Annotated in this window: 32 protein-coding genes and 1 pseudogene; 20 read left to right on the forward strand and 13 right to left on the reverse strand. The window is 65.8% G+C overall.

What is annotated here, in order from left to right; translation table 11 throughout:
• Positions 1-51: 51 nt before the first annotated feature.
• A complete protein-coding gene (locus tag MYCSP_RS13760) occupies positions 52-912 on the forward strand; it encodes an NmrA family NAD(P)-binding protein (RefSeq protein WP_088414016.1) in 861 nt (286 codons plus the stop codon).
• Positions 913-953: 41 nt separating this feature from the next.
• The gene (locus MYCSP_RS13765) at positions 954-1358 is read left to right on the forward strand and encodes a nitroreductase family deazaflavin-dependent oxidoreductase (protein WP_083018619.1); all 405 of its coding nucleotides are present in this window, start codon (positions 954-956) and stop codon (positions 1356-1358) included.
• Positions 1359-1382: 24 nt separating this feature from the next.
• Here MYCSP_RS13765 and MYCSP_RS13770 read toward each other — a convergent pair whose 3' ends face one another.
• Positions 1383-2132: a DUF3710 domain-containing protein gene (locus MYCSP_RS13770; RefSeq protein ID WP_083018567.1), complete on the reverse strand. Its 750-nt coding sequence runs from the start codon at positions 2130-2132 to the stop codon at positions 1383-1385.
• The gene (gene dut, locus MYCSP_RS13775; RefSeq protein WP_165609672.1) at positions 2132-2602 is read right to left on the reverse strand and encodes a dUTP diphosphatase; all 471 of its coding nucleotides are present in this window, start codon (positions 2600-2602) and stop codon (positions 2132-2134) included. Before dut ends, MYCSP_RS13770 begins: the two co-directional genes overlap by 1 nt.
• Here dut and MYCSP_RS13780 point away from each other — a divergent pair.
• Complete coding sequence (locus MYCSP_RS13780; protein WP_207547375.1) at positions 2595-3107, forward strand: DUF3093 domain-containing protein; 513 nt, start codon at positions 2595-2597, stop codon at positions 3105-3107. The two genes, dut and MYCSP_RS13780, sit on opposite strands and share 8 nt — an antisense overlap.
• Positions 3108-3140: 33 nt before the next feature.
• On the opposite strand, the gene MYCSP_RS13785 is transcribed toward MYCSP_RS13780, so the two are convergent.
• Positions 3141-3443 (reverse strand): DUF4193 domain-containing protein, encoded by a 303-nt coding sequence (locus tag MYCSP_RS13785; RefSeq protein ID WP_005057245.1) that lies wholly within the window; start codon positions 3441-3443, stop codon positions 3141-3143.
• A 201-nt stretch (positions 3444-3644) separates the two neighbouring features.
• Here MYCSP_RS13785 and cei point away from each other — a divergent pair, with 201 nt between their 5' ends.
• Positions 3645-4292: an envelope integrity protein Cei gene (gene cei, locus MYCSP_RS13790; protein WP_070910765.1), complete on the forward strand. Its 648-nt coding sequence runs from the start codon at positions 3645-3647 to the stop codon at positions 4290-4292.
• Here cei and MYCSP_RS13795 read toward each other — a convergent pair.
• Positions 4289-5098, reverse strand: a complete 810-nt coding sequence (locus MYCSP_RS13795) for an inositol monophosphatase family protein (RefSeq protein ID WP_083018621.1) — start codon at positions 5096-5098, stop codon at positions 4289-4291. The two genes, cei and MYCSP_RS13795, sit on opposite strands and share 4 nt — an antisense overlap.
• Before the next feature lie 159 nt (positions 5099-5257).
• Here MYCSP_RS13795 and ppgK point away from each other — a divergent pair, with 159 nt between their 5' ends.
• Both ppgK and MYCSP_RS13805 read left to right on the forward strand, forming a co-directional pair.
• A complete protein-coding gene (gene ppgK, locus MYCSP_RS13800; protein ID WP_088414022.1) occupies positions 5258-6061 on the forward strand; it encodes a polyphosphate--glucose phosphotransferase in 804 nt (267 codons plus the stop codon).
• Between the two features lie 151 nt (positions 6062-6212).
• Positions 6213-7613, forward strand: coding sequence for an RNA polymerase sigma factor (locus MYCSP_RS13805; RefSeq protein WP_070910514.1), 1401 nt, complete (start codon positions 6213-6215; stop codon positions 7611-7613).
• 83 nt (positions 7614-7696) lie between these two features.
• On the opposite strand, the gene MYCSP_RS23150 is transcribed toward MYCSP_RS13805, so the two are convergent.
• Positions 7697-7891 carry a hypothetical protein gene (locus MYCSP_RS23150; protein ID WP_070910515.1) on the reverse strand — a complete coding sequence of 65 codons (195 nt, stop codon included), beginning with the start codon at positions 7889-7891 and terminating at the stop codon, positions 7697-7699.
• A 181-nt stretch (positions 7892-8072) separates the two neighbouring features.
• On the opposite strand from MYCSP_RS23150, the gene MYCSP_RS13815 reads away from it, so the two are divergent.
• The 6 genes and pseudogenes from MYCSP_RS13815 to MYCSP_RS13840 all read left to right on the forward strand — a co-directional run bounded on the left by MYCSP_RS13815 (position 8073) and on the right by MYCSP_RS13840 (position 12476).
• Positions 8073-9011 carry a hypothetical protein gene (locus MYCSP_RS13815; protein WP_083018573.1) on the forward strand — a complete coding sequence of 313 codons (939 nt, stop codon included), beginning with the start codon at positions 8073-8075 and terminating at the stop codon, positions 9009-9011.
• A gap of 20 nt (positions 9012-9031) precedes the next feature.
• Positions 9032-9241 carry a hypothetical protein gene (locus MYCSP_RS13820; RefSeq protein ID WP_070910767.1) on the forward strand — a complete coding sequence of 70 codons (210 nt, stop codon included), beginning with the start codon at positions 9032-9034 and terminating at the stop codon, positions 9239-9241.
• A gap of 49 nt (positions 9242-9290) precedes the next feature.
• Positions 9291-9847 (forward strand): annotated as a pseudogene (locus MYCSP_RS13825) (methylated-DNA--[protein]-cysteine S-methyltransferase).
• A 67-nt stretch (positions 9848-9914) separates the two neighbouring features.
• Positions 9915-10397: a DUF4126 domain-containing protein gene (locus MYCSP_RS13830; RefSeq protein WP_083018574.1), complete on the forward strand. Its 483-nt coding sequence runs from the start codon at positions 9915-9917 to the stop codon at positions 10395-10397.
• Positions 10394-11770 carry an FAD-containing oxidoreductase gene (locus MYCSP_RS13835; protein ID WP_088414024.1) on the forward strand — a complete coding sequence of 459 codons (1377 nt, stop codon included), beginning with the start codon at positions 10394-10396 and terminating at the stop codon, positions 11768-11770. Before MYCSP_RS13830 ends, MYCSP_RS13835 begins: the two co-directional genes overlap by 4 nt.
• A gap of 34 nt (positions 11771-11804) precedes the next feature.
• Positions 11805-12476: a VOC family protein gene (locus tag MYCSP_RS13840; RefSeq protein ID WP_088414026.1), complete on the forward strand. Its 672-nt coding sequence runs from the start codon at positions 11805-11807 to the stop codon at positions 12474-12476.
• Here MYCSP_RS13840 and MYCSP_RS13845 read toward each other — a convergent pair.
• On the reverse strand, positions 12465-13295 hold the full coding sequence (locus MYCSP_RS13845; RefSeq protein WP_088414028.1) for an LLM class F420-dependent oxidoreductase: 831 nt from the start codon (positions 13293-13295) through the stop codon (positions 12465-12467). The genes MYCSP_RS13840 and MYCSP_RS13845 overlap by 12 nt on opposite strands.
• A gap of 57 nt (positions 13296-13352) precedes the next feature.
• Here MYCSP_RS13845 and MYCSP_RS13850 point away from each other — a divergent pair, with 57 nt between their 5' ends.
• The 3 genes from MYCSP_RS13850 to MYCSP_RS13860 are packed head-to-tail and all read left to right on the forward strand — an operon-like array spanning position 13353 to position 15178.
• Positions 13353-13754: a RidA family protein gene (locus MYCSP_RS13850; protein ID WP_070910522.1), complete on the forward strand. Its 402-nt coding sequence runs from the start codon at positions 13353-13355 to the stop codon at positions 13752-13754.
• Between the two features lie 33 nt (positions 13755-13787).
• Positions 13788-14516: a FadR/GntR family transcriptional regulator gene (locus tag MYCSP_RS13855; protein ID WP_083018583.1), complete on the forward strand. Its 729-nt coding sequence runs from the start codon at positions 13788-13790 to the stop codon at positions 14514-14516.
• Positions 14513-15178, forward strand: a complete 666-nt coding sequence (locus tag MYCSP_RS13860; protein ID WP_088414030.1) for a sterol desaturase family protein — start codon at positions 14513-14515, stop codon at positions 15176-15178. The genes MYCSP_RS13855 and MYCSP_RS13860 overlap by 4 nt, the downstream gene beginning before the upstream one ends.
• Here the strand turns inward: MYCSP_RS13860 and MYCSP_RS23330 are convergent.
• The 4 genes from MYCSP_RS23330 to MYCSP_RS13880 all read right to left on the reverse strand — a co-directional run bounded on the left by MYCSP_RS23330 (position 15175) and on the right by MYCSP_RS13880 (position 17099).
• Complete coding sequence (locus MYCSP_RS23330) at positions 15175-15342, reverse strand: hypothetical protein (RefSeq protein ID WP_088414032.1); 168 nt, start codon at positions 15340-15342, stop codon at positions 15175-15177. The genes MYCSP_RS13860 and MYCSP_RS23330 overlap by 4 nt on opposite strands.
• Positions 15342-15770: a hypothetical protein gene (locus MYCSP_RS13870; RefSeq protein ID WP_070910526.1), complete on the reverse strand. Its 429-nt coding sequence runs from the start codon at positions 15768-15770 to the stop codon at positions 15342-15344. Before MYCSP_RS13870 ends, MYCSP_RS23330 begins: the two co-directional genes overlap by 1 nt.
• Complete coding sequence (locus MYCSP_RS13875; RefSeq protein WP_070910527.1) at positions 15763-16659, reverse strand: DUF692 domain-containing protein; 897 nt, start codon at positions 16657-16659, stop codon at positions 15763-15765. The genes MYCSP_RS13870 and MYCSP_RS13875 overlap by 8 nt, the downstream gene beginning before the upstream one ends.
• Before the next feature lie 62 nt (positions 16660-16721).
• The gene (locus MYCSP_RS13880; RefSeq protein ID WP_083018587.1) at positions 16722-17099 is read right to left on the reverse strand and encodes a DUF952 domain-containing protein; all 378 of its coding nucleotides are present in this window, start codon (positions 17097-17099) and stop codon (positions 16722-16724) included.
• A gap of 161 nt (positions 17100-17260) precedes the next feature.
• On the opposite strand from MYCSP_RS13880, the gene MYCSP_RS13885 reads away from it, so the two are divergent.
• Positions 17261-17455, forward strand: coding sequence for a DUF7455 domain-containing protein (locus MYCSP_RS13885; protein WP_083018589.1), 195 nt, complete (start codon positions 17261-17263; stop codon positions 17453-17455).
• Between the two features lie 62 nt (positions 17456-17517).
• Complete coding sequence (locus MYCSP_RS13890) at positions 17518-18489, forward strand: YihY/virulence factor BrkB family protein (protein WP_088414034.1); 972 nt, start codon at positions 17518-17520, stop codon at positions 18487-18489.
• On the opposite strand, the gene MYCSP_RS13895 is transcribed toward MYCSP_RS13890, so the two are convergent.
• Positions 18486-18719, reverse strand: a complete 234-nt coding sequence (locus MYCSP_RS13895; protein WP_070910531.1) for a DUF3039 domain-containing protein — start codon at positions 18717-18719, stop codon at positions 18486-18488. The genes MYCSP_RS13890 and MYCSP_RS13895 overlap by 4 nt on opposite strands.
• Before the next feature lie 25 nt (positions 18720-18744).
• On the opposite strand from MYCSP_RS13895, the gene MYCSP_RS13900 reads away from it, so the two are divergent.
• The 3 genes from MYCSP_RS13900 to MYCSP_RS13910 all read left to right on the forward strand — a co-directional run bounded on the left by MYCSP_RS13900 (position 18745) and on the right by MYCSP_RS13910 (position 21044).
• The gene (locus tag MYCSP_RS13900) at positions 18745-19137 is read left to right on the forward strand and encodes a DUF3099 domain-containing protein (protein ID WP_070910532.1); all 393 of its coding nucleotides are present in this window, start codon (positions 18745-18747) and stop codon (positions 19135-19137) included.
• Positions 19138-19284: 147 nt separating this feature from the next.
• On the forward strand, positions 19285-20256 hold the full coding sequence (locus MYCSP_RS13905) for a sigma-70 family RNA polymerase sigma factor (RefSeq protein WP_005057210.1): 972 nt from the start codon (positions 19285-19287) through the stop codon (positions 20254-20256).
• Between the two features lie 101 nt (positions 20257-20357).
• Positions 20358-21044 (forward strand): metal-dependent transcriptional regulator, encoded by a 687-nt coding sequence (locus tag MYCSP_RS13910; RefSeq protein WP_083018593.1) that lies wholly within the window; start codon positions 20358-20360, stop codon positions 21042-21044.
• Here the strand turns inward: MYCSP_RS13910 and MYCSP_RS13915 are convergent.
• Together MYCSP_RS13915 and MYCSP_RS13920 are read right to left on the reverse strand one after the other, a co-directional pair.
• A complete protein-coding gene (locus MYCSP_RS13915) occupies positions 21041-22099 on the reverse strand; it encodes a DUF4192 domain-containing protein (protein WP_088414036.1) in 1059 nt (352 codons plus the stop codon). The genes MYCSP_RS13910 and MYCSP_RS13915 overlap by 4 nt on opposite strands.
• Before the next feature lie 120 nt (positions 22100-22219).
• Positions 22220-22963, reverse strand: coding sequence for a hypothetical protein (locus MYCSP_RS13920; RefSeq protein WP_162266240.1), 744 nt, complete (start codon positions 22961-22963; stop codon positions 22220-22222).
• Positions 22964-22997: the final 34 nt, after the last annotated feature.

The raw sequence follows: 22997 nt of genomic DNA on the forward strand, positions 1-22997 counted from the left end.
GCCCAAGACCCAGATGAAACCATCCGAACCTCCCGAATTGGAGTACCCGACATGACAATTCTCGTCACCGGCGCAACAGGCAACGTGGGCCGTCCTCTTGTCGATCTACTGGCCGCGGCGGGGGCCGAGGTCCGCGCGGTCACCCGGCATCCAGAACATGCGAGCTTTCCACCACAGGTCACCTCCGTTGCGTCGGCCCGGGCCGGGCTGGACGGCGCCACGGCCGTCTTCCTGAATTCGCGCGCATTGGGAGAAGATCTCGACGATTTTGTGAATCATGCCGCACACGTTGGCGTTACACGCCTGGTTGCACTCTCGGCCATCAACTGCGAGGACGACTTCTCCCGTCAACCGTCCCGCTTCCGCGGTGACCGCAACAAGGAGGTGGAGCAGCGCGCCGTCGATTCCGGGCTGCAGTGGGTGAGCCTGCGTCCGACGGTCTTCGCCTCCAACTTCCTGGGCATGTGGGGCGCGCAGCTCCAGGCGGGCGATGTCATCCGCGGACCGCACGCAGCAGCGTCGGCCGCTCCGATCGCCGACAGCGACATCGCCGAGGTCGCGGCCCGGGCCCTGCTCACCGACGAGCTCCTCGGCCAGCGCATCCCGCTGACCGGCCCGCAGGCTTTCACCAACGCCGACCTGGCCGCAGTGCTCGGCGACGTCCTGGGCAGGCCACTGGAATACCAGCAGGTCTCCGATGACCTCGTGCGCCAGCACTTCGGCCGCCTGGGATTTCCCGTCGAGTTCGCCGACGCGTATCTGGCGATGCAGGCGGCCACCGTCACCGAGCCGGCCGTCGTCACCCACGAAGTAGATCGGATACTCGGACGCCCCGCCGAGACGTTTGCATCCTGGGCCAACAGGTTCCGGACCCGATTCACTCCCGCCGAGTTCGCGGCGCAGAAGGGATGACGACCGTGACCAGCACACAACCACCACGGTGGCTCAAACCGATGAACAAGCTGGTGCGGGCATTTCACCGCCTCGGCGTCCCCACCGGCCCGGCCATGGTGCTCACCGTCCCCGGCAGAAAAACCGGCCAACCACGCCCCACGCCGATCACCCCCTTCGAGATGGATGGTCACCTTTTCGCCGTCGGCGGCTACCCGGGCTCGGACTGGGCCCGGAACGCAACCGCCGCCGGCGCCGGAACGCTCACCCGACGACGTCGTGTCCAGCACGTCAGGATCAGCACCGTGCCTCCTGAGACGGCCCGGCGTGCACTGCGGGAATTCGCACTGCAAGTCCCGGTGGGCGTGCGGTTCGCCAAGAGCGCGGGGCTGGTGCGCCACGGCACCCCGGAAGAGTTCGAGGCCCTGGCGGGAACGTTGTCGGTCCTTCGGTTCGACCCGGATTAGATCCCGGAGGTCGGTCCGCCGGACCTAGCCGCCGGTGATGGTGGAACGCAGCTGCTGCATGGCCGACCCGGAGACGCTGCGGCGGGCCACGGGCGTCGGATCATCCTGCGGATCGGGTTCCGCCACGACGGCCTCGGCCTCCGCCTGGGCCATCGCCTGCGCCTGTGCCTGCTGCAACTGCTCCAGCATCGGTTCCGGCAGGGCGACCGGCAGCGGGGTCCGCACCGGGTACGGGCTGTCATCGCGCCGCACGACGGTATCGGCCACCGCCTCGCGCGCCTCCTCGGCCAGGGCGTCGAAGGTTTCGGCCGGGCCCTGCAGCACGCAACGGATCATCCAGCGGTAGCCGTCCACGCCGATGAAGCGCACGGAGCCGCCCTCGGCGACTCCCACGACCTCACGACCCCACGGACCGTCGGCAATGGAGACCTCGGCGGCTTCCTTGCGCAGCGACTCAGCCAGCTCGCCGGCGATCTCGCGCCAGAGACCGGCAGATTTCGGAGCCGCGTAGGCGGCCACCGAGTAACGCCCGTTGGGCGTCAGCACAAAGACCGCACCGGGAGCACCCGCCGCGGTCAGCTCGACCTGAATCTGCCCGGTTTCGGGCACCGGGATGAGCACCGAACCCAGATCCAAACGCCCGACTCCGGCGTCCTCGGCACTGTCGAAGTCCTCGATTTCATATGGGCCGTCAAACGTTTCGTCTGATCCCGACGCGGAGGCGTCCGCCGCGTCGTCCAGGTCGTTGAGACCACCACTGCGGTGTAAAGCCATCACAAACTCGCATGTCCGCCGCTGGATCCGTACCCACCCGCACCGCGGGTGGTCACGGCCAGACCGGCCTCGTCAAAGGAATCCACCTCAACCAGCTCGGGCAGTTCGACCTGCTGAACCAGCAATTGCGCGATCCGGTCGCCACGGGCAATGACGATCGGGACCTCGGGATCCAGGTTAATCAGGTTGACCTTCACCTCGCCACGATATCCGGCATCGATCGTGCCGGGGCTGTTGACGATCGAAAGTCCCACGCGTGCAGCCAAACCCGACCGCGGATGCACCAAGCCGACCATCCCCGAGGGGATGGCCACGGCAATACCGGTGCCCACCAGCGTCCGGCGGCCGGGTTCGATCACCACGTCCTCGGCACTGTAGAGATCGACCCCCGCGTCGTCGGCATGCGCACGGGACGGCAGGGGAAGCTCTCGATCGAGGCGAACAATCGCCAATCTCGTAGGTGTGGGCACGATCGCCCAGACTACCCTTGGCCGCGTGATGGCCTCCCCCAGCAACACGACCGATGTCCGCTACCTCGAGCGGCTGTGGGTTCCATGGTGGTGGGCGCTGCCCGGCTTCGGCGCGGCAACGCTGCTCGGGCTGGAGATCAACCAGAGCATGCGTCAGCTTCCCGCCTGGGTGCCCTACCCGATCCTCTTCGCGATCGTGGCGGGAGTCTTGTTGTGGTTCAGCAGAATTCGCGTGGAGGTCACCACCGGAGCGGACGGCACCGCCGAGTTGCGCGCCGGATCGGCACATCTGCCGGTGAGTGTCATCGCCAAGTCCGCGGCGATTCCTGCCACCGCGAAAAGCGCGGCGCTGGGCCGCCAATTGGATCCGGCGGCCTTCGTCGTGCACCGGGCATGGATCGGCCCGATGGTTCTGGTGGTCCTCGACGACCCGGATGATCCGACCCCGTACTGGCTGGTGAGCAGCCGCCACCCCGATCGGGTGTTAGCGGCCCTCCGGAGCTAGTCGGCGGCTAGGCCGCCCGACCCGCACGGCCCCTTAGGCCGCGCAGTCGGTGCAGATCAGCTGACCGTTCTTCTCACTGGCCAGCCGGCTGCGATGATGCACCAGGAAGCAGCTCGAACAGGTGAACTCGTCGGCCTGCTTCGGGATAACCCGCACCGAAAGTTCCTCGCCGGACAGGTCGGCACCTGGTAGCTCGAACGATTCGGCGGTTTCCGCCTCATCGACATCGACCACCGCCGACTGTGCTTCGTTACGACGAGCCTTGAGCTCCTCTAACGAGTCCTCTGACACATCGTCGGCGTCGGATCGCCTCGGAGCGTCGTAGTCGGTAGCCATGCGTCCATCCCCTTATCAACATCTCGTCATCAAGCTTCTGCATAGGCGCAGCAAGGCTTTGTACCAGGCTGAAACGGACACCACAAACTATTAGTGCCCGTATCGCGTCGGATCTTTGTGTGATTTACATCACACAGTAGTGGACACCTCGTCTATTTCGCTGTCTGTCGCCCGGAAGTCCGCTGGCCTAGAGTGCCATCCGTGGTCGCAGACATCACCGAGGGCACCTCAGTAGACAAGTACGGGCGCCCGTTCCGCCGCCGGAACTATTTGCCAGCATTGATCCTCGGGGTCGCCTTGCTGGCCGTCACCGTTTTCGTCTGGGCCTCGGCGCTCACCCGGGAAGCGCCGGTCAAGGAGGCGACCGCATGCAATCCGCCCGCGCAACAGACCGAGCCCGGATCCGGAACCATCGGTAAGCCGGTGTCGCGGTCCGCCCTGACGGGAACCAATCCTGCAGCCCTCAACGACGTCAAGGTGCGCGTGCTCAACGCCAATGGCCAGGCCGGTCAGGCCGGTGACGTGTCGGCCGCCCTGCGCGACCTCGGATTCCCCGCGCCGACCGCCGACAACGACCCCTTCTACCCCAGCGGGTCCCGCCTGAACTGCGTCGGCCAGATCCGATTCGGGGAGTCCGGGTACGCCAACGCCATGACGTTGTCGCTGGTGGCGCCATGCGTCGAGTTCGTCGAGGACAAGCGGTCCGACGATTCCGTGGACCTGGCCCTCGGCAGCGAGTTCACCGAACTGGCCGCCGGGAACGCCGTCACCTCGGCGCTGAACAGCCTCCGATCCGGCAATCAGACCAGCACGGATTTGATCACCCGGGCGCGGCAGAGCACCTGCTAGCCGGGAATCGGCGCCATCGCGCCGATCTCCGTCAGGAGCTGCCCGAATTCGTCGGCGATTCCGGGTGCCATGGCCGCGATGAGCCTGCCGTCAGGGCTGCGGGCGTCCGCGCCGGGCAGCACCACCACCGCGCCCGCCTCACGCGCGATGAGTTCGCCCGCAGCCCAGTCCCACGGCCCCAGCCCGTGCTCGTACTGCGCGTCGACGCGGCCCTCGGCCACCCCGCACAGATCCAGGGCCGCCGACCCGATGCGGCGCACGTCCCGCACCCGGGGCAGCAGCTGCGCCACCAGTTGCGCTTGGCGTTCGCGCCGCACGGTCGAGTACGCGAACCCCGTGGCCACCAAGGCAAGCCGTGTGTCGCTCACCGGATTGCACGCCAGCGGCCGCTGCAACCCATTGGCCTCACGCACGGTCGCACCGGCGCCTGAGGCCGCCGAGAAGACCCGGTCAGCGGCGACATCGGCCACTGCACCCGCCACCGTCTGCCCGTCCACCTGAGCCGCCACCGACACCGCGTACGCGGGGATGCCGTAGACGAAGTTGACCGTGCCGTCGATGGGATCGATGACCCAGCGCACCTCGGAGGAGCCCGTCTCGCCCTCTTCCTCCCCCAGGACCCCGTCCCCGGGGCGCAGTGAGGCCAGCCGGCGCCGCACCAGCCGTTCGCAGTCGGTGTCGACGAGTGTCACCGGATCCGTCTCGGAGCTCTTGGTGCGTACGGACACCGTCCAATCCACGGTGGCGCGACGATGTCGGACGAACTCGGCGGCCTCCGACGCCACCCGCACCGCCACCGAACGCAACGCTCCCGCATCGATTCCCACGCGTCTATCGCAGCACAGCCGACAGCGACACGCGCGGCGTGCCCGCGGGCATTAGGGTGTCACTCGCAATCAGTGTGTTCCGGCTGTGTTCGCTGCCCATGTGCGCCAGCCGTGTAGACCCAGGGCCAAGGAGCGCCGATGACCGCCACCGATTCCGGACCGGCCACCCCCGCAACGGGAGCCGATGATGCCCAGCAGCGTGGATTCGGCATCGACGTCGGCGGCAGCGGGATCAAGGGCGCGATCGTGGACCTGACGACCGGCGAGATGATCGGCGAGCGGATCAAGTACCCCACCCCTCAGCCCGCCACGCCCAAGGCCGTGGCCGAGACCATCGCCACAGTCGTGCGCGATTTCTCCTGGACGGGCCCCGTCGGCGTGACATACCCGGGCGTGATCGTGCGCGGCGAGGCACGCACCGCCGCGAACGTCGACAAGTCCTGGTTGGGCGTCAACGTCCACGACATCATCAGCGCCGAACTGAACGGTCAAACCGTCGCGGTGCTCAACGATGCCGACGCCGCCGGGCTGGCCGAGGACCGCTACGGCGCGGGCAAGGACCAGTCGGGCGTGGTCGTCCTGCTGACGTTCGGAACCGGTATCGGGTCGGCCGTCCTGCATGACGGAATCCTGTTGCCCAATACGGAGTTCGGTCATATCGAGGTCGACGGCATGGAAGCCGAGCACCGCGCCGCGTCGTCGGTGAAGGAAAAGAACGACTGGAGCTACAAGCAGTGGGCGCCCGAGGTCACCAAGGTCCTGGAGGCCGTGGAGAACGCGCTGTGGCCCGACCTGTTCATCGTGGGCGGCGGCATCAGCCGCAAGGCCGACAAATGGGTGCCGCTACTGACCAACCGCACCCCCGTGGTTGCCGCTGCACTGCAGAACAGCGCGGGGATCGCGGGCGCGGCGATGGCCGCACACGCTGGCGTTTCGCCTTAGCTTTTTCACAGGTTCTGCACTCTTGTCGTTACAATGGCATTCAGCAGCCGCACACAGGACCCCCGAGCTCGCGGCGAACACCAAAAGACAGCCAAGATTCTCGATTTTGCATGCCCATGCCGGTCGATGAAGTAGCCAGGAAAGGGCGTACGTGGCAGCCACGAAAGCAGCTCCGGTGAAGCAGACCACCGCCGCAACACCTTCGAAGACCACCGCCACCAAGGCAGCCCCCGCCAAGAAGGCGCCCGCCAAGGCCGCGCCGGCCAAGAAGGCGCCCGCGAAGAAGGCACCGGCCAAGGCCACCGCCACCAAGGCCGCGCCGGCCAAGAAGGCGCCCGCGAAGAAGGCACCCGCCAAGAAGGCCGCAGCCAAGGCCACCGATCCCGCTCTCGAGCCACAGGGCACCGCCGAGGACGCCGAGCTCGAGCCCGGCGACGATCTGGACACCGACCTCGCCGACGACGCCGACATCGAGGCCGACCTGGCCGAAGCCGCCGCCGAACCGGAGCCCGAGGCGGAAGCCGAGAGTGACGACGAGCCGTCTGAGAAGGACAAGGCGTCCGGCGATTTCGTCTGGGACGAGGAAGAGTCCGAGGCGCTGCGGCAGGCCCGTAAGGACGCCGAGCTCACCGCGTCCGCCGACTCGGTGCGTGCGTACCTCAAGCAGATCGGCAAGGTCGCGCTGCTCAACGCCGAAGAGGAAGTCGAGCTGGCCAAGCGCATCGAGGCCGGCCTCTACGCCACCCAGATCGTCACCGAGCTGACCGAGAAGGGCGAGAAGCTTCCCGCCGCGCAGCGCCGCGACATGATGTGGATCTGCCGTGACGGAGACCGCGCCAAGAACCACCTGCTGGAAGCCAACCTGCGTCTGGTGGTGTCGCTGGCCAAGCGCTACACCGGCCGTGGCATGGCCTTCCTGGACCTCATCCAGGAAGGCAACCTGGGTCTGATCCGTGCGGTCGAGAAGTTCGACTACACAAAGGGTTACAAGTTCTCGACGTACGCCACCTGGTGGATCCGTCAGGCCATTACCCGCGCGATGGCCGACCAGGCCCGCACCATCCGTATCCCGGTGCACATGGTCGAGGTCATCAACAAGCTCGGCCGCATCCAGCGTGAGCTGCTCCAGGACCTGGGCCGTGAGCCCACGCCCGAAGAGCTGGCCAAGGAAATGGACATCACGCCGGAGAAGGTGCTGGAGATCCAGCAGTACGCGCGTGAGCCGATCTCCCTGGACCAGACCATCGGCGACGAGGGTGACTCGCAGCTCGGTGACTTCATCGAGGATTCCGAGGCCGTGGTTGCCGTCGACGCGGTGTCCTTCACCCTGCTACAAGATCAGCTGCAGTCGGTGCTGGAGACGCTCTCCGAGCGCGAGGCCGGCGTGGTGCGTCTGCGCTTCGGTCTCACCGACGGCCAGCCGCGCACGCTCGACGAGATCGGCCAGGTGTACGGGGTCACCCGTGAGCGCATCCGGCAGATCGAGTCCAAGACCATGTCGAAGCTGCGCCACCCCAGCCGCTCGCAGGTCCTGCGCGACTACCTCGACTAGCAGGTCGGCCGCGTCGTCCTTGAGTTCTGGAAAGCACTCGGGGACGATGCCGGATCTTTGGACCGCAGCTCGGCGAACAGTTCTCATCTAGGCGGCAAGGCCCACAACGGTTTCCCGAGATTCTCCGGCTTGAGCAAGGCCTTGTCACCGCCCACTCCGTTGAATATTTGGCGTACCCATACCTGGCCGGTGGCCGTGTCGAGGACGGCGATGGTCGATGTGGCGTCAGTCCCACACGACGAGATCTGAAATCTGCCGATCTCGGGAATCTCAGACATGGTGCACCTCTCACTCTCGCGGATATGTAGCGAGAACTCTGCACCCGGATGTCCTTCCAGGCAATGAACCGACGGGTAGGCGCGAATCAAGTAGCCCGCTACGCATGTCGAGCTGACCTGCTCAGCCACAGCATGGTTCCACCCCGGTGACCGTCATCGGGCTGGAATCGAAGGACACACCATGACCGCAACACTCGAGAAAGAAGTGACCGCACCGCCACCCCTGGACGGTGAGGTCGCCGATCGGCGCAGCAAGTTTCGCAAGCTGACCGCCGAGACCACCAAGGACCCCTACGCAGAACGGGCCTTCCTTGCCTCGAAGCTGGCTGTGCTGCAATCGCATCCGAAGCTCTCGGCGGCCACCCGCCGCGAGGGCGAGGCAACGCTGGCCGAGGCCGCCGGGGTGGCGGACATCGCCGAACTGGCCTCGGAGATCACCCCGCCACCGGGGGGCGTCGGCTACGGCATGTTCTACACGAACAGCTTTCGCACCCGCTTCGCCCGCGGCACCTCGTTCTACTACGAGATCGTCTGCCCACATCAGCCCGGCGGGAACGTGGCCGACTATCTGTACCTGACCGCCACCAACCGGGCGCAAAAAGGTGTCGAGGCATTCGTGTCGTACCACGCGCAGGACATCGCACGCTTCAAGGTGTTCGACTGGGCGCGCTCGGATCACTGGCAGACCGACATCCCGTTCGCGAATCTGACGTCGTACCTGCGCAGCACCTCGTCACACGGCTGGGGCCTGCAGACGCTGCTCGTGTGGAATCAGTCGTTCGAAATCGCGCCGAACCGGTGGCGCAACGAGGTGCTGCTGCACAACCGTGCGGCCAACCGCTGGGATCTGGTGTACCGCTTCGACTACCAATCATCCACCGCCGAACAGACGTCGGGCTGGGTGGGCAGCTGGGGACCCATCGTCGAGACGTTCCAGAACAGCTACGCGAACACCCGCTGGCTCGGATTCCTCAACACCATGCTGGTGGGCCGCGATGCGGCAGGCAACTGGGGGCAGTGGGCGCTGCTGCGCGCGGCCGACTCGACCATACGCAATGACGGACATGGGTTCTCGCCACTGTTCTTGGATCCGAACTATTCGTTCGTGGTCAAAAGTTGACCGGACAGGAGCAGTCGTTCATGAGCAATGAGGGATCTCCTCCCCCTCCTGGCACCGGCCCCGTGGCCGACCGGCGCCAGGAGTTCGAAGAGCTCAGCCGCCGGCACCGGGAGGGTGCGAATGAGCGCGCGTACATCGAGCACAAGATCGAGATCGTCACGAGCGATCCCCATCTGAGCGCCGAGGAGAAGGCCGCCGCGATCGCGGAGCTGAGGCGCGCGCTGGAGTGACGGTCACGACACCCCAGAGCACGGACCCACCGGCGACACCGTCCTGTCGGTGGGTCCGGCCATACTGACAGCGTGAGCACTGTCGGCCACTGCTTCTTCCACACCGCCATTGGCAATTGCGCCATCGCGTGGAGCGACAAGGGCATCGTCGCGTTGCAGCTGCCCGAGCACGACGACGCGGCAACCCTGGCCCGTATCCGGCGTCCCGCGGGAAGCGACCTGGCGCCGCCGCCGTTCGTATCCGAGGCGATCGACGGTGTCCGGCGTGTGCTCGCCGGCGAGGACGACGATCTTCGGTGGGTTCTCCTGGATCTGGACGACATCACCGATTTCGATCGCGAGGTGTACGCGGCAACCAGGGCCATCGGCCCCGGCAAGACCCGTAGCTACGGCGAGGTGGCGGCAACCGTCGGTGCGCCGGGTGCGGCCCAGGCCGTCGGACAGTCATTGGGGCGCAATCCGATTCCGCTGCTTGTCCCCTGTCACCGGGTACTGGCGGCCGATCACAGCCTGCACGGCTTCTCCGCGTACGGCGGCGTCGTGACCAAACGCGAACTACTCAAGCTCGAACACGCCCCCGGTTTCGACGACCCCACCCTGTTCTGACGCGCGGGCCGCGCCACGGGTCTACGCTCTAGCGCAGCAAGATCCGGCTGACGCATCGGGAGAACCCATGACCGGTTTGTATGTAGCTGCACTTCTCATCGGAATCGTCGCGGGCCTGCGCGCGATGACACCCCTTGCGGTGTTGAGCTGGGCGGCATTCGCCAAATGCCTTCTGGTGGACGGTACCTGGGCATCATTTCTGGCCAGTCTGATCGTCGCCATCGTCGCCACGGTGCTGGCCGTCGGTGAGATCGTCAACGACAAACTGCCCAAGACGCCGAGCCGCAAGGCACCGCCCGCCTTCGCGGCGCGCGTAGTGCTCGGGGCCTTCTACGGTGCGGTGTTCGGCACCCTGGCCGATGGCACCTCCCCCGGGCTCATCATCGGTCTGCTGCTCGGGGCGATCGGTGCGGTGATCGGCACGCTCGGCGGCGCCTGGGCGCGTGGCAAGCTGGCCGGGGCATTCGGCAAGGATCTGCCCGCGGCGCTCACCGAGGACGCGGTCACCGTCGCGGCCGCCGTGGCCATCACCCTGGCACTCGCCACGTGAGCACACACTTTGACGCCGTGGTTGTGGGCGCCGGACAGGCCGGCCCCTCCCTGGCCGCCCGTCTGCGCGGCGCCGGGATGACCGTGGCGATCGTGGAGCGGCACCTGTTCGGCGGTACCTGCGTGAACACGGGGTGCCGCCCCACCAAGGCACTGGTCGCCAGCGCCCACGCCGCCCACATGGCACGCGACGCCGCCCGGTGGGGCGTGGTCGTCGACGGGTCTGTGGGCATGGACATGGCCCGGGTGCGGGAACGCAAGGATTCGGTGATCTTGCCCTCGCGCAACGGCGGCGAGAAGTGGCTCAAGGACCTTGGCTGCGTCATCTATCACGAGCACGCGCGCTTCATCTCCCCCACCGAGCTCGCCGTCGGCGACGAGATCATCTCCACTGAAAGAGTTTTTCTGAACGTGGGCGGCCGGGCGGTGGTACCGGACTGGCCCGGTGTCGACGATGTCCCGTTGTTCACCAATAGCTCGCTCATCGAGTACGACGCAATCCCCGAACATCTCATCGTGATCGGCGGCAGTTACGTGGGACTGGAGTTCGCCCAGATCTACCGCCGTTTCGGCAGCAGGGTCACGGTGGTGCACCGCGGACAGCGGCTGGTGGAACGTGAGGACCCCGATGCGTCGGCGATCATCCAGGAGGTCCTGGAACGCGAAGGGATCTCCTTCCGGCTCAACGCCTCCTGCATCAGCCTGTCGCGCCTGGACAGTGGGGTGGGCGTCGGTGTCGACTGCACCCAGGGCGCCCCCGAGGTGGCCGGATCGCACGTTCTCGTGGCGGTGGGCCGTCGGCCCAACACCGACGACCTGGGTCTGGAAAACACCGGGGTGGTCACCGACGACCGCGGGTACATCACGGTCGACGATCAGCTGCAGACCAACGTGCCGGGCATTTGGGCACTCGGCGACTGCAACGGCCGCGGGGCCTTCACCCACACCTCGTACAACGACTTCGAGATCGTCGCCGCCAACCTGCTCGACGACGATCCCCGCCGGGTCACCGACAGGCTGCCCTGTTACGCGCTGTACACCGATCCTCCGCTGGGCCGGGTCGGCATGACCGAGACGCAGGCGCGCGCTTCGGGACGCTCCGTTCTGGTCGGCCGCAAGCCGATGAGCCAGGTCGGCCGCGCCATCGAGAAGGGCGAAACCGACGGTTATATGCAGGTTTTGGTCGACGCCGAGACTGATCTCATTCTGGGCGCGACGATCCTCGGGGTGGGCGGCGATGAGGTGGTGCACTGCCTGCTCGACACCATGCAGTACGGCGTTCCCGCACGGCAACTACAGCGCACTGTGCATATTCATCCGACCGTCGCAGAGTTCTTACCGACCGTTTTGGGGGAGCTCCAGCCGCTCGCTTGACCTCAAGAACACTTGAGCTCGTAGCGTCGGGGACATGAGGATTCACGATGTGCGGATCACCGCTACCGATGTCCCCGGCGCCGCGCGCTTCTACTCCGAAACCCTGGAATTGCCAGTACAACTAGATCGTGACAGCGCCACGGTTCACATCGGGGACAGCACACTGACCATGGTTACCGGCCCGGCATATCACGGCGCACATCACATTGCCTTCACCATCCCCGCGGGAAGCCTGGCGGCTGCCAAGCAGTGGCTCTCGCAGCGCGTGACGCTGCAGACCGACGGTCAATGGCACGACGAATTCGACTGTGCGCCCAACTGGCAGGCGCGCAGCATCTATTTCGCCGGTCCCGACGACGCAGTGCTCGAACTCATCGAACGCAACATCCTGGACAACCGGATCAACCATCCCTTCGGGGTCGTCGACATCCGGTCTCTGAGCGAGGTCGGCTTCGGGGTTTCCGACGTGCTGCAGACGCAAGAGCTCCTGCGTGACAAGCTCGGGCTGCTGCCGTTCGGGGAGCCGACTCCGGGATTCGGCCCGGTAGGCGATCACGACGGATTGTTCATCCTGGTGCCCTCGGACGTCACCTGGCGCCCCGAGCATCGGGTACCGCCGGCCGCCGCACCTACAGTCGTCACCGCGGACGTTCCCACCGCGGTGGAGATCGGCGAGCACTACGTGCTTCAACCGTTAGGAGCGTGAGTCCCGCCAGGCCAGTGGTGCGTCGAGCACCGACAGGTCATAGTCGTTGTCGGCGTCGATCCCGACGGTGAACAGCCTCGCACCCACCTGGGCGTAGGCGTCCGCCTCGGCGGCGGTGAGCCCGCGCTCTGGATCGAGTCCCCAACTGGTGGAACGTTCGATCTCGTTGTGGTCGCGGCCGATTCGTTCGGCCTCGGCGATCAGGATGTCGTTCTTGCGCCGGTAGGTGTCGATGTCGCCGAACGCATGCCAGATGTGGGCATGGCGGGCCACCAAGGGAATGGTGCGCTTCTCACCGCCGCCGCCGATCAGGATCGGGATGGGACGCACCGGTTGGGGCAACAGCTGAGCCAACCGGTTCTCGATCCGCACGAGGCTTTCCTCGAACAGGTCGAACCGCGAACCCGCCGTCCCGAACTCATACCCGTAGGTGGTGTAGTCCCTTTCGTACCAACCGGCGCCGACCCCGAGAATCACCCGGCCATCGCTGATGTGGTCGACGGTGCGCGCCATGTCGGCCAGCAGATCGGGATTGCGATAACCCACGCCCGTGACCAGCAGCCCGATCTCTGCGCGCGAGGTGATCTCGGCCCACGACCCCAGAGCCGTCCAGCCCTCGAAGTTGTTGACGTCGGGCTGTACCGGGTCGAGCACCACCCCGTTGCTGCCTATGGTGCCTGCGGGCCAGTGGAAGTGGTCGTAGCCGAAGATCACATCCGCGCCCTTGTCCTCGGCGCGGAGCACGGCATCGCGCCATTGCTTGTAGTTCTGGGCCTTGGCGGGCCGCAGCTGAATGCCAATGCGAATGCGTTCCGTCACATCGCAGTCCAATTATTCGATCGCCTCCGGTATTCCCCGCCGCTTACGCTCACCGCCATGAAACGCGTCAAGATCTCGTCGGGCGGTGAATGGGAAGCGACCGTCGGATACTCGCGAGCGGTGCGGGTGGGCAGCCATATCGCCGTGGCCGGTACCACCGCGGCGCGCCCGGGCCAACCCCCGATCGGGGGCGCTGACATCGCCGAACAGACCCGAGAGGCGCTGCGTCGAATCGGATCGGCGCTCAATCAGGTGGGCGCCTCCTTGGGCGACGTGGTGCGCACCCGCATCTTCGTCACCGATATCGAGCGGTGGCGTGAAGTCGGTTCGGCTCACGGCGAGTTCTTCGGAGACATCCGTCCCGCGGCCACCATGGTCGAAGTGTCGGCGCTCATCGATCCCGCGCTATTGGTGGAAATCGAGGCAGACGCCATCATCGGTAATTGGTCAGACCACTAGACCTCTTACCAATCGTGGTGCTACGGTGACGGCATGGCACTGCAGCCGATCGCCCGTCAGTCGATACCCGACGAGATATTCAGCCAGCTCGCGGCCCAAGTCCTCACCGGCGACCGCACGCCCGGCGACACATTGCCCAGCGAGCGAGCACTCGCCGAGGCCCTCGGGGTATCGCGCACCGCAGTGCGCGAAGCGCTGGGCCGCCTGGAACGCTCCGGCTTGATCCACATCCGCCAAGGCGGATCGACGGTGATCCGCGACTACCGCAGCGATGCAGGTTTCGACGTGCTCCCGCTGCTGCTCGCCTATGGCGGAGACGTGGACCGTCGCACCCTGGCCAGCGTCATCGAGGCCCGCGCCATCATCGGCCCCCAGGTCGCGCGATTGGCCGCGCAGCGGGCTCACCAAAGCCCCGGCGTCGCCGACCGGTTGCGCGCCATGACCGCCACGCTGGAATCGGAAAACGATCCACTGCAACGGATGTGGCAGGCGCTCGGATTCTGGGAGCTGGTCATCGACACCGCCGACTCGATCGCCTTCCGGCTGGTGTTCAACACCATGCGCGATTCATATGTGCGGGCATTGGATGTGCTCGTGAACGTCATGGCGGCCGAGGTCGGTGACATCGGCCATTACCGCGCGCTCGCCGATGCCGTCGCGGCGGCAGATCCCGATGCCGCGCAAGACGCCGCTGCCGAGATGCTCGCCTTGGGCACCAAGGCCTTTGACGACCTCCTACGCGAGATGGAGAAAGAGAAATGACCCGCACTGCCACTCGCAAGGGCATGACCCTGCGCGACGCTCTTGTCGAGTTCGTCAAACATCCCACCCCATGGATGTTGGTCGTGTGGTCCGCTGCGTTGCTCGGCGCTCGAATCACCTTGGGCGGCTGGACAATCGCCGACGCCATCACACCTATCGTGCTGGTGGCCATCTCGCCCATCGCCGAATGGCTGATTCACGTCGGCATCCTGCACTGGCGTCCACGCTCGGTCGGACCGGTGAAGATCGACTCCCGACTGGCGCGCGATCACCGCCTACATCACCAGGACCCGCGAGACATCCCGCTGGTCTTCATCCCCTTGCCGAGCCTGGTCGTGGTGATCGCGGGATTGACCGCGATCGGAATATTTGCTTTCCCGCGCACCGGACTTGGTCTCACCTTCGCGCTGACCATCGCCCTGTTCCTGGTGTTCTACGAGTGGACGCACTACCTCGTCCACACCGACTACAAGCCGCGTCACGCGATCTACCGCGCAGTGTGGAAGAACCACCGCTATCACCATTTCAAGAACGAGAACTACTGGTTCACCGTCACCAGTTCGGGAACAGCCGACCGGCTGCTCGGAACCTACCCGGACCCTCAGCAGGTGCAGTCGTCACCGACTGTGCGAGACCTGCACGCGCCCAGCATCACCGGCTAGCTTCCGGAATCTGGCCCATGGCTGGCGCCCGAGTAGCCGCTCTGTTGATGGTCCGGTCCGCCGACATGATTGCGCGGCCTACTACCGGAATTGGTTGCCACAAAGAAGCCCAGCCCCGCGATAAGCAGGACAATCACCGCCACGACGACGATGACGGCGGTCATCACACCTCGGCCCGCTCCGGACGTAATGCGAAGTAACGCAACTTCTTCCCGAAGGCGATCTGGAGTTCGCGGCGACCGCCGCGGCGCACCAGGGCTATACGCCGCAGGCCCTCGGCGACCTCACGATCCAGCACCCAGTCGCGCAGACGCGGCAGCTCGTAGGTGTACTCGCGGAATTCCTTGGCATCGCACAGCACACAGCACTGCATGGAGTGCAACCGCGCGTACTGCTCGAATTCAAACTCCCAGTTAGGCATTTCGTCGAGCCACGGCACCGCCTTGGCGACGTCGTAGCGCCGCTTGACCCGCAACTGCTCGCCCGCCGTCAGCGCCGTGTATTCATCGAATCCGGACGGCGCATTGCCGGCCAGCAGATCCGACAGCACCGAGAGTTGACGACGCCGTAGCGTCTCGCGGTTGTCAAGCATGAACGACACCCGCCTTGATCGCCTGGCGGACCACGGAAAGGTCCGCGCTGACGCTGGCTTCGTCGATCGACCCGTCGCGCTCGATCAGCACGCCCAGGCCGCGCCCTGCGGTGAGCACCACGAGCTCGGTGAGCAGATCAGCCACCGGATCGATGATGTTGTCGGCGTGGGTATCCCAGTACAGATTGCCCTCGAAGCGGCCGCCCGCGATGTGGACGTACGCGACGCGCTCGAGGGGAAAACGACGCAGCAGCGCGACGGGATCGGTGCCGGAAGCCACCGCCGTCGCGTACAGATTGGGAACATCGAGCACCAACCAACAGCCGGTGCGTCGAGACAGTTCACGCAGGTAGTCGGGCTCGCTGAGCTCATTTTCGGGCCATTGCAAGGTGGTGGCCACATTTTCCAGGGCCAGCGGCACACCGAGGTCGTCCTGAACTCGGGACACATTGTCTACCAACACGTCCAGCGCCAGCGTGGTGCGCGGAGGAGCCACCAGGTGCCCCGCCTCAAGCACGCCGCTGCTGCGACCGCTCTCAAAACCTGCCCGCACGAAAGCGACGTGCTCGCTGACCATCGGAGCGTCGAGTTCCGCAGCGAGGGCGGCCAGGTGCTTGACGCGCTTGGCGTCGGGCAGGTCGGCTCCGGCAAGACCCAGCGACACCCCGTGCGGCACGACGACGGTCCCCGACTCACGAAGGCGCGTCAGTTCGGCGGGTAGCTGTCCGGGGCGAAAGTTCTCGGCGACGATCTCGGTGAAGGCGAGGTTCAGGGTGTCGTCCGTGACGGCCCCACGATTGAACATCGCAGCAAGCTCCGGGCGCCACGAGGCGCCAACCGCGGGCTCGTCGGCCAGCACGGTCTTAAGCGGGTGATTTGAAGAGGCCACCGCGGTTACCCCCTTATCTCAAGACCGACGAACTAGGCCAGTCTAGCTACCACGTTGATAGCTTAGGAAGTGCTTGGTGCCAGCGGCTCAAAATATCCGTCCGATCCCGGCCGGAAATTCGCCACAGAGGTAACTGCGGCTATCGGCAGCGGTCCGTACAAGTGAGGGAACAGCATCGATTCGGGGTCGCTGGGCACACCCGGTTCCCAACGTACCGGAGAGTCAAGCAGATTCAGGGCAACAGACAATACGACCAGATCACACCTTCCGCGATACAAGCGGTTGGCCGGAAGGTGAATCTGGTACGGCGCGGAGAGATGAATGAAGCCCGTTTCAGCCAGTGACGTGGGCCGATGCTCCCCCTGCGCCCGAGCCGACGCCCACTCCTGGGCGGAACAGATGTGAAGAAGTTCGGCGTCATCCGTAGGCATCGACTGCATCACACCAGCCTGCCTCAGCCCTGTAACACCCCGAGCGTGAGCCGCGACACACCGGACACACATGGGGAACAACCGAAACCCCCCAAACGTCTGACAAAGTACATACATAGGCGCCGAGCGGTTCACCGGACCGCAAAGCTCAGGAGAGATACGGAGGAGCCATGAACGCAACTCTGACCAGTCCAGAGCTGACGAAGGCTGACCGCTGCGATCGTTGCGGAGCGGCTGCCCGAGTTCGCGCCACACTCCCGTCGGGAGCCGAGCTGCTTTTTTGCCAGCATCACGCCAATGAGCACTCCGAGAAGCTGAACGCCATGTCTGCCGTGCTGGTCATCAGCGGGCCCGTCGAGGATTAGTCACCGCGGTTTCACCCCCGGTAACCACCGCTGACAGTCCCATCAGGAATGCTGGTGTGGCCATGAGTGAGAAGCCGCGCCATGTCTCGATGGGTCGGGACGTCTTACACGTCATTCGCAGAACCGCCGTAAAGAGTTGGGACGACTCGATTTTCGCGCAGTCTGCCCAAGCCGCGTTTTGGCAGGTGTTGTCGCTACCGCCACTGCTTTTGGGCATCTTGGGAAGCCTGACGTTCGTCGGGCCGCTGTTCGGTCCCGACACGCTGCCCGAGATCCAAGAGCGCCTACTGCGGGTGGCCAACAGCGTGTTCAGCAAGAGTGTGGTCGCCGAGATCATCGAACCGACGATCATCGACATCATGCGCGATGGGCGCGGCGAGGTGGTGTCCATCGGATTCGTCATCTCGCTGTGGGCGGGGTCGTCGGCGATATCGAGCTTCGTGGACTCCGTCGTGGAGGCCCATGACCAGACACCGTTGCGCCACCCCGTTCGTCAGCGGTTCTTTGCGCTGGGACTGTATGTCGCCGCGTTGGCGATGGCCGTGGTGACATTGCCGGTGATCGCGCTGGGGCCCAAACGCATCGCCGAGGTGGTCCCCGACTCGTGGAACGCACTGCTGCGGTACGGCTACTTCCCACTGTTGGGTATCGCGCTGGTGGCTCTGGTGACGCTGTTGTACCGGGTATCCCTACCCAGACCGCTTCCTTCGCACCGGCTTTTGATCGGAGCGCTGCTGGCAGTCACGTTCTTCGTCATCGCCAGCCTCACGCTGCGGTTCTACCTGAACTGGATCACCCGGACCGGATACACCTACGGCGCGCTGGCCACCCCGATCGCGTTCCTGCTGTTCGCCTTCATGCTCGGATTCGCAATCGTGCTCGGCGCCGAGCTCAATGCCGCCATCGAGGAGAACTGGCCGGCCGGGGCGACACACGCCCGCCAGCTACGGGAATGGCTGAGCCCCCAAAATGGCCAGAACGGTGCCACCGAGGGGGCAGCGGACGCTCCCGCAGACTCCCCGGAGGGCTGTTAGTCCCTCTTCATCATTTCGTAGATGCGCTTGCAGTCGGGGCACACCGGCGAGCCGGGCTTGGCCGACCGGGTCACCGGAAAGACCTCACCGCACAGAGCCACGACGTGGTTTCCCATGACCGCGCTTTCGACGATCTTGTCCTTCTTGACGTAGTGGAAGACCTTCGGCGTATCGCTATCAGTGGTTTCGTCGACGGTGGTGTCCGGACGCTCGATCGTCTGCGTGTCCATTCCTACATTGTGACATTGTGGAGATATGAGAAAAGAGCTGTCGTTCGATGACGACGGCCGTCCAGTACTCATCACAGCGGCCGCGGTCTCGGTAGAGGACCAGCATCGAGCTAGGGTGCGCCGCTATCTGACGCTGATGGCGTTCCGCATCCCCGCTCTCCTGGGCGCCGCTTGGGCCTACAGCGTGTGGCACAACGGATGGATCTCGCTGGCCATCTTGGCCGCGTCGATCCCGCTGCCGTGGATGGCCGTGTTGATCGCCAACGACCGGCCGGCCCGCAAGGCCGAGGAGCCGCGTCGTTACGGCCCCCAGACGCAGCACCACGCGCTGTTCCCCACCGCCGAGCGCAGAGCCATCGATCCCGCTTCCTCGCCGCAACGGCAGGTCCCGCCGGAAGGCTCTGCTGACCCGTCTTAGGGACAGCTATGTCAATTCTCAGGACATTCTCAGCTGCATCCGACGAATCCGCAGGTCAGTGACAGCGCCATTCGGGAACCTCAGGAACTTTCTGGGCCTACCGGGCGTTGCAACACATGAGACTTACGGATCAACTAGGAGGCAGCGATGGCAAACGCCACGACCCGTCCGGCCCGCACTACTGAGTCCGAGGATCTGGACGCCCAGAGTCCAGCCGCCGACCTTGTTCGGGTGTATCTGAACGGCATCGGCAAGACTGCTCTGCTTACGGCGGAGGACGAAGTCGAGCTGGCCAAACGGATCGAGGCGGGGCTGTACGCCCAGCACCTTCTGGACACGAAGAAACGGCTCGGCGAGGCCCGCAAGAAGGATCTGGCGGTCATCGTGCGTGAGGGCAACGCGGCGCGCAGCCACCTGCTGGAGGCGAACCTGCGTTTGGTCGTCTCGCTCGCCAAGCGCTACACGGGCCGCGGGATGCCGCTGCTGGACCTGATCCAGGAGGGCAACCTGGGCTTGATCCGTGCGATGGAGAAGTTCGACTACGCCAAGGGCTTCAAGTTCTCCACCTACGCAACCTGGTGGATCCGTCAGGCCATCACCCGCGGCATGGCAGATCAGAGCCGCACCATCCGCCTGCCCGTGCACCTGGTGGAGCAGGTGAACAAGCTGGCGCGCATCAAGCGCGAACTGCACCAGCGGCTCGGCCGGGAGGCCAGCGACGAGGAACTGGCCGAGGAGTCCGGCATTCCCGTGGAGAAGATCGGCGACCTGCTGGACCACAGCCGGGATCCGGTGAGCCTGGACATGCCTGTGGGTACCGACGAGGAAGCACCGCTCGGTGACTTCATCGAAGACACCGAGGCCATGTCGGCGGAGAATGCCGTCATTGCCGAGCTGCTGCACTCGGACGTGCGCAGCGTGCTGGCCACGCTGGACGAACGCGAACAGCAGGTCATCCGGCTCCGGTACGGACTCGATGACGGCCAGGCGCGGACGCTGGATCAGATCGGCAAGCTGTTCGGGCTGTCCCGCGAGCGGGTGCGCCAGATCGAGCGGGAGGTCATGGCAAAGCTGCGCCACGGCGACCGTGCGGAGCGCCTGCGTTCGTACGCGAGCTAGCTGACCTACTACCCTGCCCTCGGGGCGCTGCGTTATGGAAGCGCAGCGCCCCGATTTGCGTTGTAGATCGGTAGACTGAGCACGACCGTAAGGGGCGAGTAGTGAACGATCTTGTCGATACGACAGAGATGTATCTGCGCACGATCTACGACCTTGAGGAAGAGGGCGTGGTGCCGCTGCGTGCTCGCATCGCCGAAAGGCTGGAGCAGAGTGGCCCGACCGTCAGCCAAACGGTGGCCCGCATGGAGCGCGACGGCCTACTGAACGTCGCCGGCGACCGCCACCTGGAGCTCACCGACAAGGGCCGCGCGCTCGCGGTATCGGTCATGCGCAAGCATCGGCTGGCCGAGTGCCTTTTGGTGGACATCATCGGACTTCCGTGGGAAGACGTGCACGCCGAGGCATGCCGCTGGGAGCACGTGATGAGCGAAGACGTCGAGCGTCGCTTGCTCACAGTGCTCAACAACCCCACCACCTCACCGTTCGGCAACCCGATCCCCGGCCTGTCCGAGCTGGGTGTGCCCGCAGACAGGTCCGAGACCGCCAGCGCGGTGCGTCTCACCGAGATCCCGTCGGGATCTCAGGTCGCCGTGGTGGTGCGCCGACTGGCCGAACACGTGCAGGCCGACACCGATCTGCTGTCCCGCCTCAAGGACGCCGGTGTCGTACCGAACGCACGCGTGACCGTGGAACCCTCCCCCGACGGCGTCATCATCATCATTCCCGGTCATGAAAGCGTCGAGCTGACGCACGAGATGGCCCATGCCGTCATGGTCGAGAAGGTCTAACACACGCGTCCGGATTGCCGGATGTTCCTGGGCGGCAGGTTGATCCCCAGCTCGTGAGCAAGCCGGAATCCGGTATCGGCCAGCGTACGGATCTCGTCGGGCCGCATACCGGTGTGCAGCGCTGACATGAGCAATTGCCCCAAGCGATGGTCGGGGTGGACCGCGAGCGCGCTATCCAGAGCGACACCCGCCAGCGGACCGTCGCCGCGCACATAGGCACTGAAACCCAGTAGCACCAACGTCTCCGCGCGCCAAGGCGCCGGCAGCAGTCGACTCAGCGCCAGCCACAGCCTTTCCACGTCGTCGGCCAGCACGCCGACCGCCAACGCGCACACCGTGTCCCGCACACGCACGACCGCGAGGGAGCGAGCGATCGCGAGCAGGTCCCGGTTCGAGAGCGGCTGGGATTCTGCCGTCCGGCAGGCTGCCCACATCACGCGGTTCACCGCGCGCCGGTCCGCCGACGCCTGATCGCCCTGTCGTCGGGACGGGCGCCGCAAGGAGTCTGCCAGCGCGGCGGAGCGGCGAGTGTCGGTGGGCGCGATCAACGCCACGAGATCCTCCCGGCGGCGATGCACGGTCCTGCCCGCCAGCACCGCGGCCGCCGTCAGCGGTGAGCACTGCGGATCGTCGATGGGGCCGCCCGCACCGCATCCGTCGTAGCAGCGCCACCACCCGCCGGGGGCGACACGGTCCGCCGCGTGTCCGGCGATCAACGAGATCCCCTGGCGATCAAGATGTTTGGCCAACCGGCCGATGATCTCACCGGCTGCCCGCTCGTCGAGACTCGCGCTGATCACCACGGCGATCACCGCGTCGGCCGGGCCCGGAGCCAGAACCTCGGCCAGCGCCGCGAACGCCGCGCTCTCGGGGTGGTCCAGGTCATCGAGATCCCTGCGCAGAATCGCCTCGACCAACCCGTTGGCAAGGGTGACGATCACCAGAGAATCTTCGGGGACGAACCCCAGCATCGCCGGTAGCGCGGCGATCAGCGCCGAGGGCCGGTTCAAGCGGAAATCGGGGCGACCGGGAGGCCCGGGAATCAGTGATGTCATGCCCGCACCCTGACGGCAAGGACCGTCACCTCCCCCAACGCGCGCTGGGCTTATGGACGACGCCCGAAGTTCTGTGGATGCAACCGCGATTGTGGACAAGTCCGTCGACCACGCCAAGCGTCAGCGGAAGTTGTCGTGCACCTTGAGTACTGCGGCGGTGAACGCCTGATCCAGGAGCACAGCGTCGGGCTCGATGCCCTGAAAAGTCATGTATGTGGCCTGAATTCGAATATCGGCGATCTGCGCGATGAGCGACAGGGTCGTCTGCGTGCCGCTGCCCGTTCCGGCCGGCGACACGGTCTGATTGACCGCGACCGAGTCATCGGCATTGATGGGCGGAGCGACCGCCTGCGAGGCCGTGACCGTGCTCTGAGTCTGATCGGGACCGCTGAAGGTGAACGAGCCGCACCGCTCCAACTGAGTCTTGTACGTGGCAAGTGGCTGCGGCACCCGCAGCACGGCGACCGTAATGGTCGAATTGTCGGAGGCATTGGTACCCACCGCCACCGCCGCATCCTGCGGCACCGCTGGAAGAGGCGGTGGTGCGCAGGTGGCCGGGGCGACGGTCGCCTGCTCGGGCACACCCCGCATATCGCGAAGTGCCAGGCCGGCCGCGTTCGGGTCCAACGTGCTGGCCGGATACTGGTGCGGGAAATCCGCCGGCGCCAGCAGTAGCGGCGCCACCGGGCCCGTTGGCGCCCGCGGCGGTGCTGGCGTGGTGGTCAGCGGGGACGACGCGCCGCCCGATGACTGCACGGCAGATCCCTCGATCGCCCGCGAGCATGCGGGCGCCGACAAACACGCGGCCGCGCAGCAACCAGCCACAACAATCGTCGCCAGCAGCCGCGATGCCGTCACGCTCACATGCTGCCATCGGCACCGGCCGGGCCTTAGGAGG

This window comes from Mycobacteroides saopaulense, from assembly GCF_001456355.1.
In the GTDB taxonomy this organism is placed as follows: domain Bacteria; phylum Actinomycetota; class Actinomycetes; order Mycobacteriales; family Mycobacteriaceae; genus Mycobacterium; species Mycobacterium saopaulense.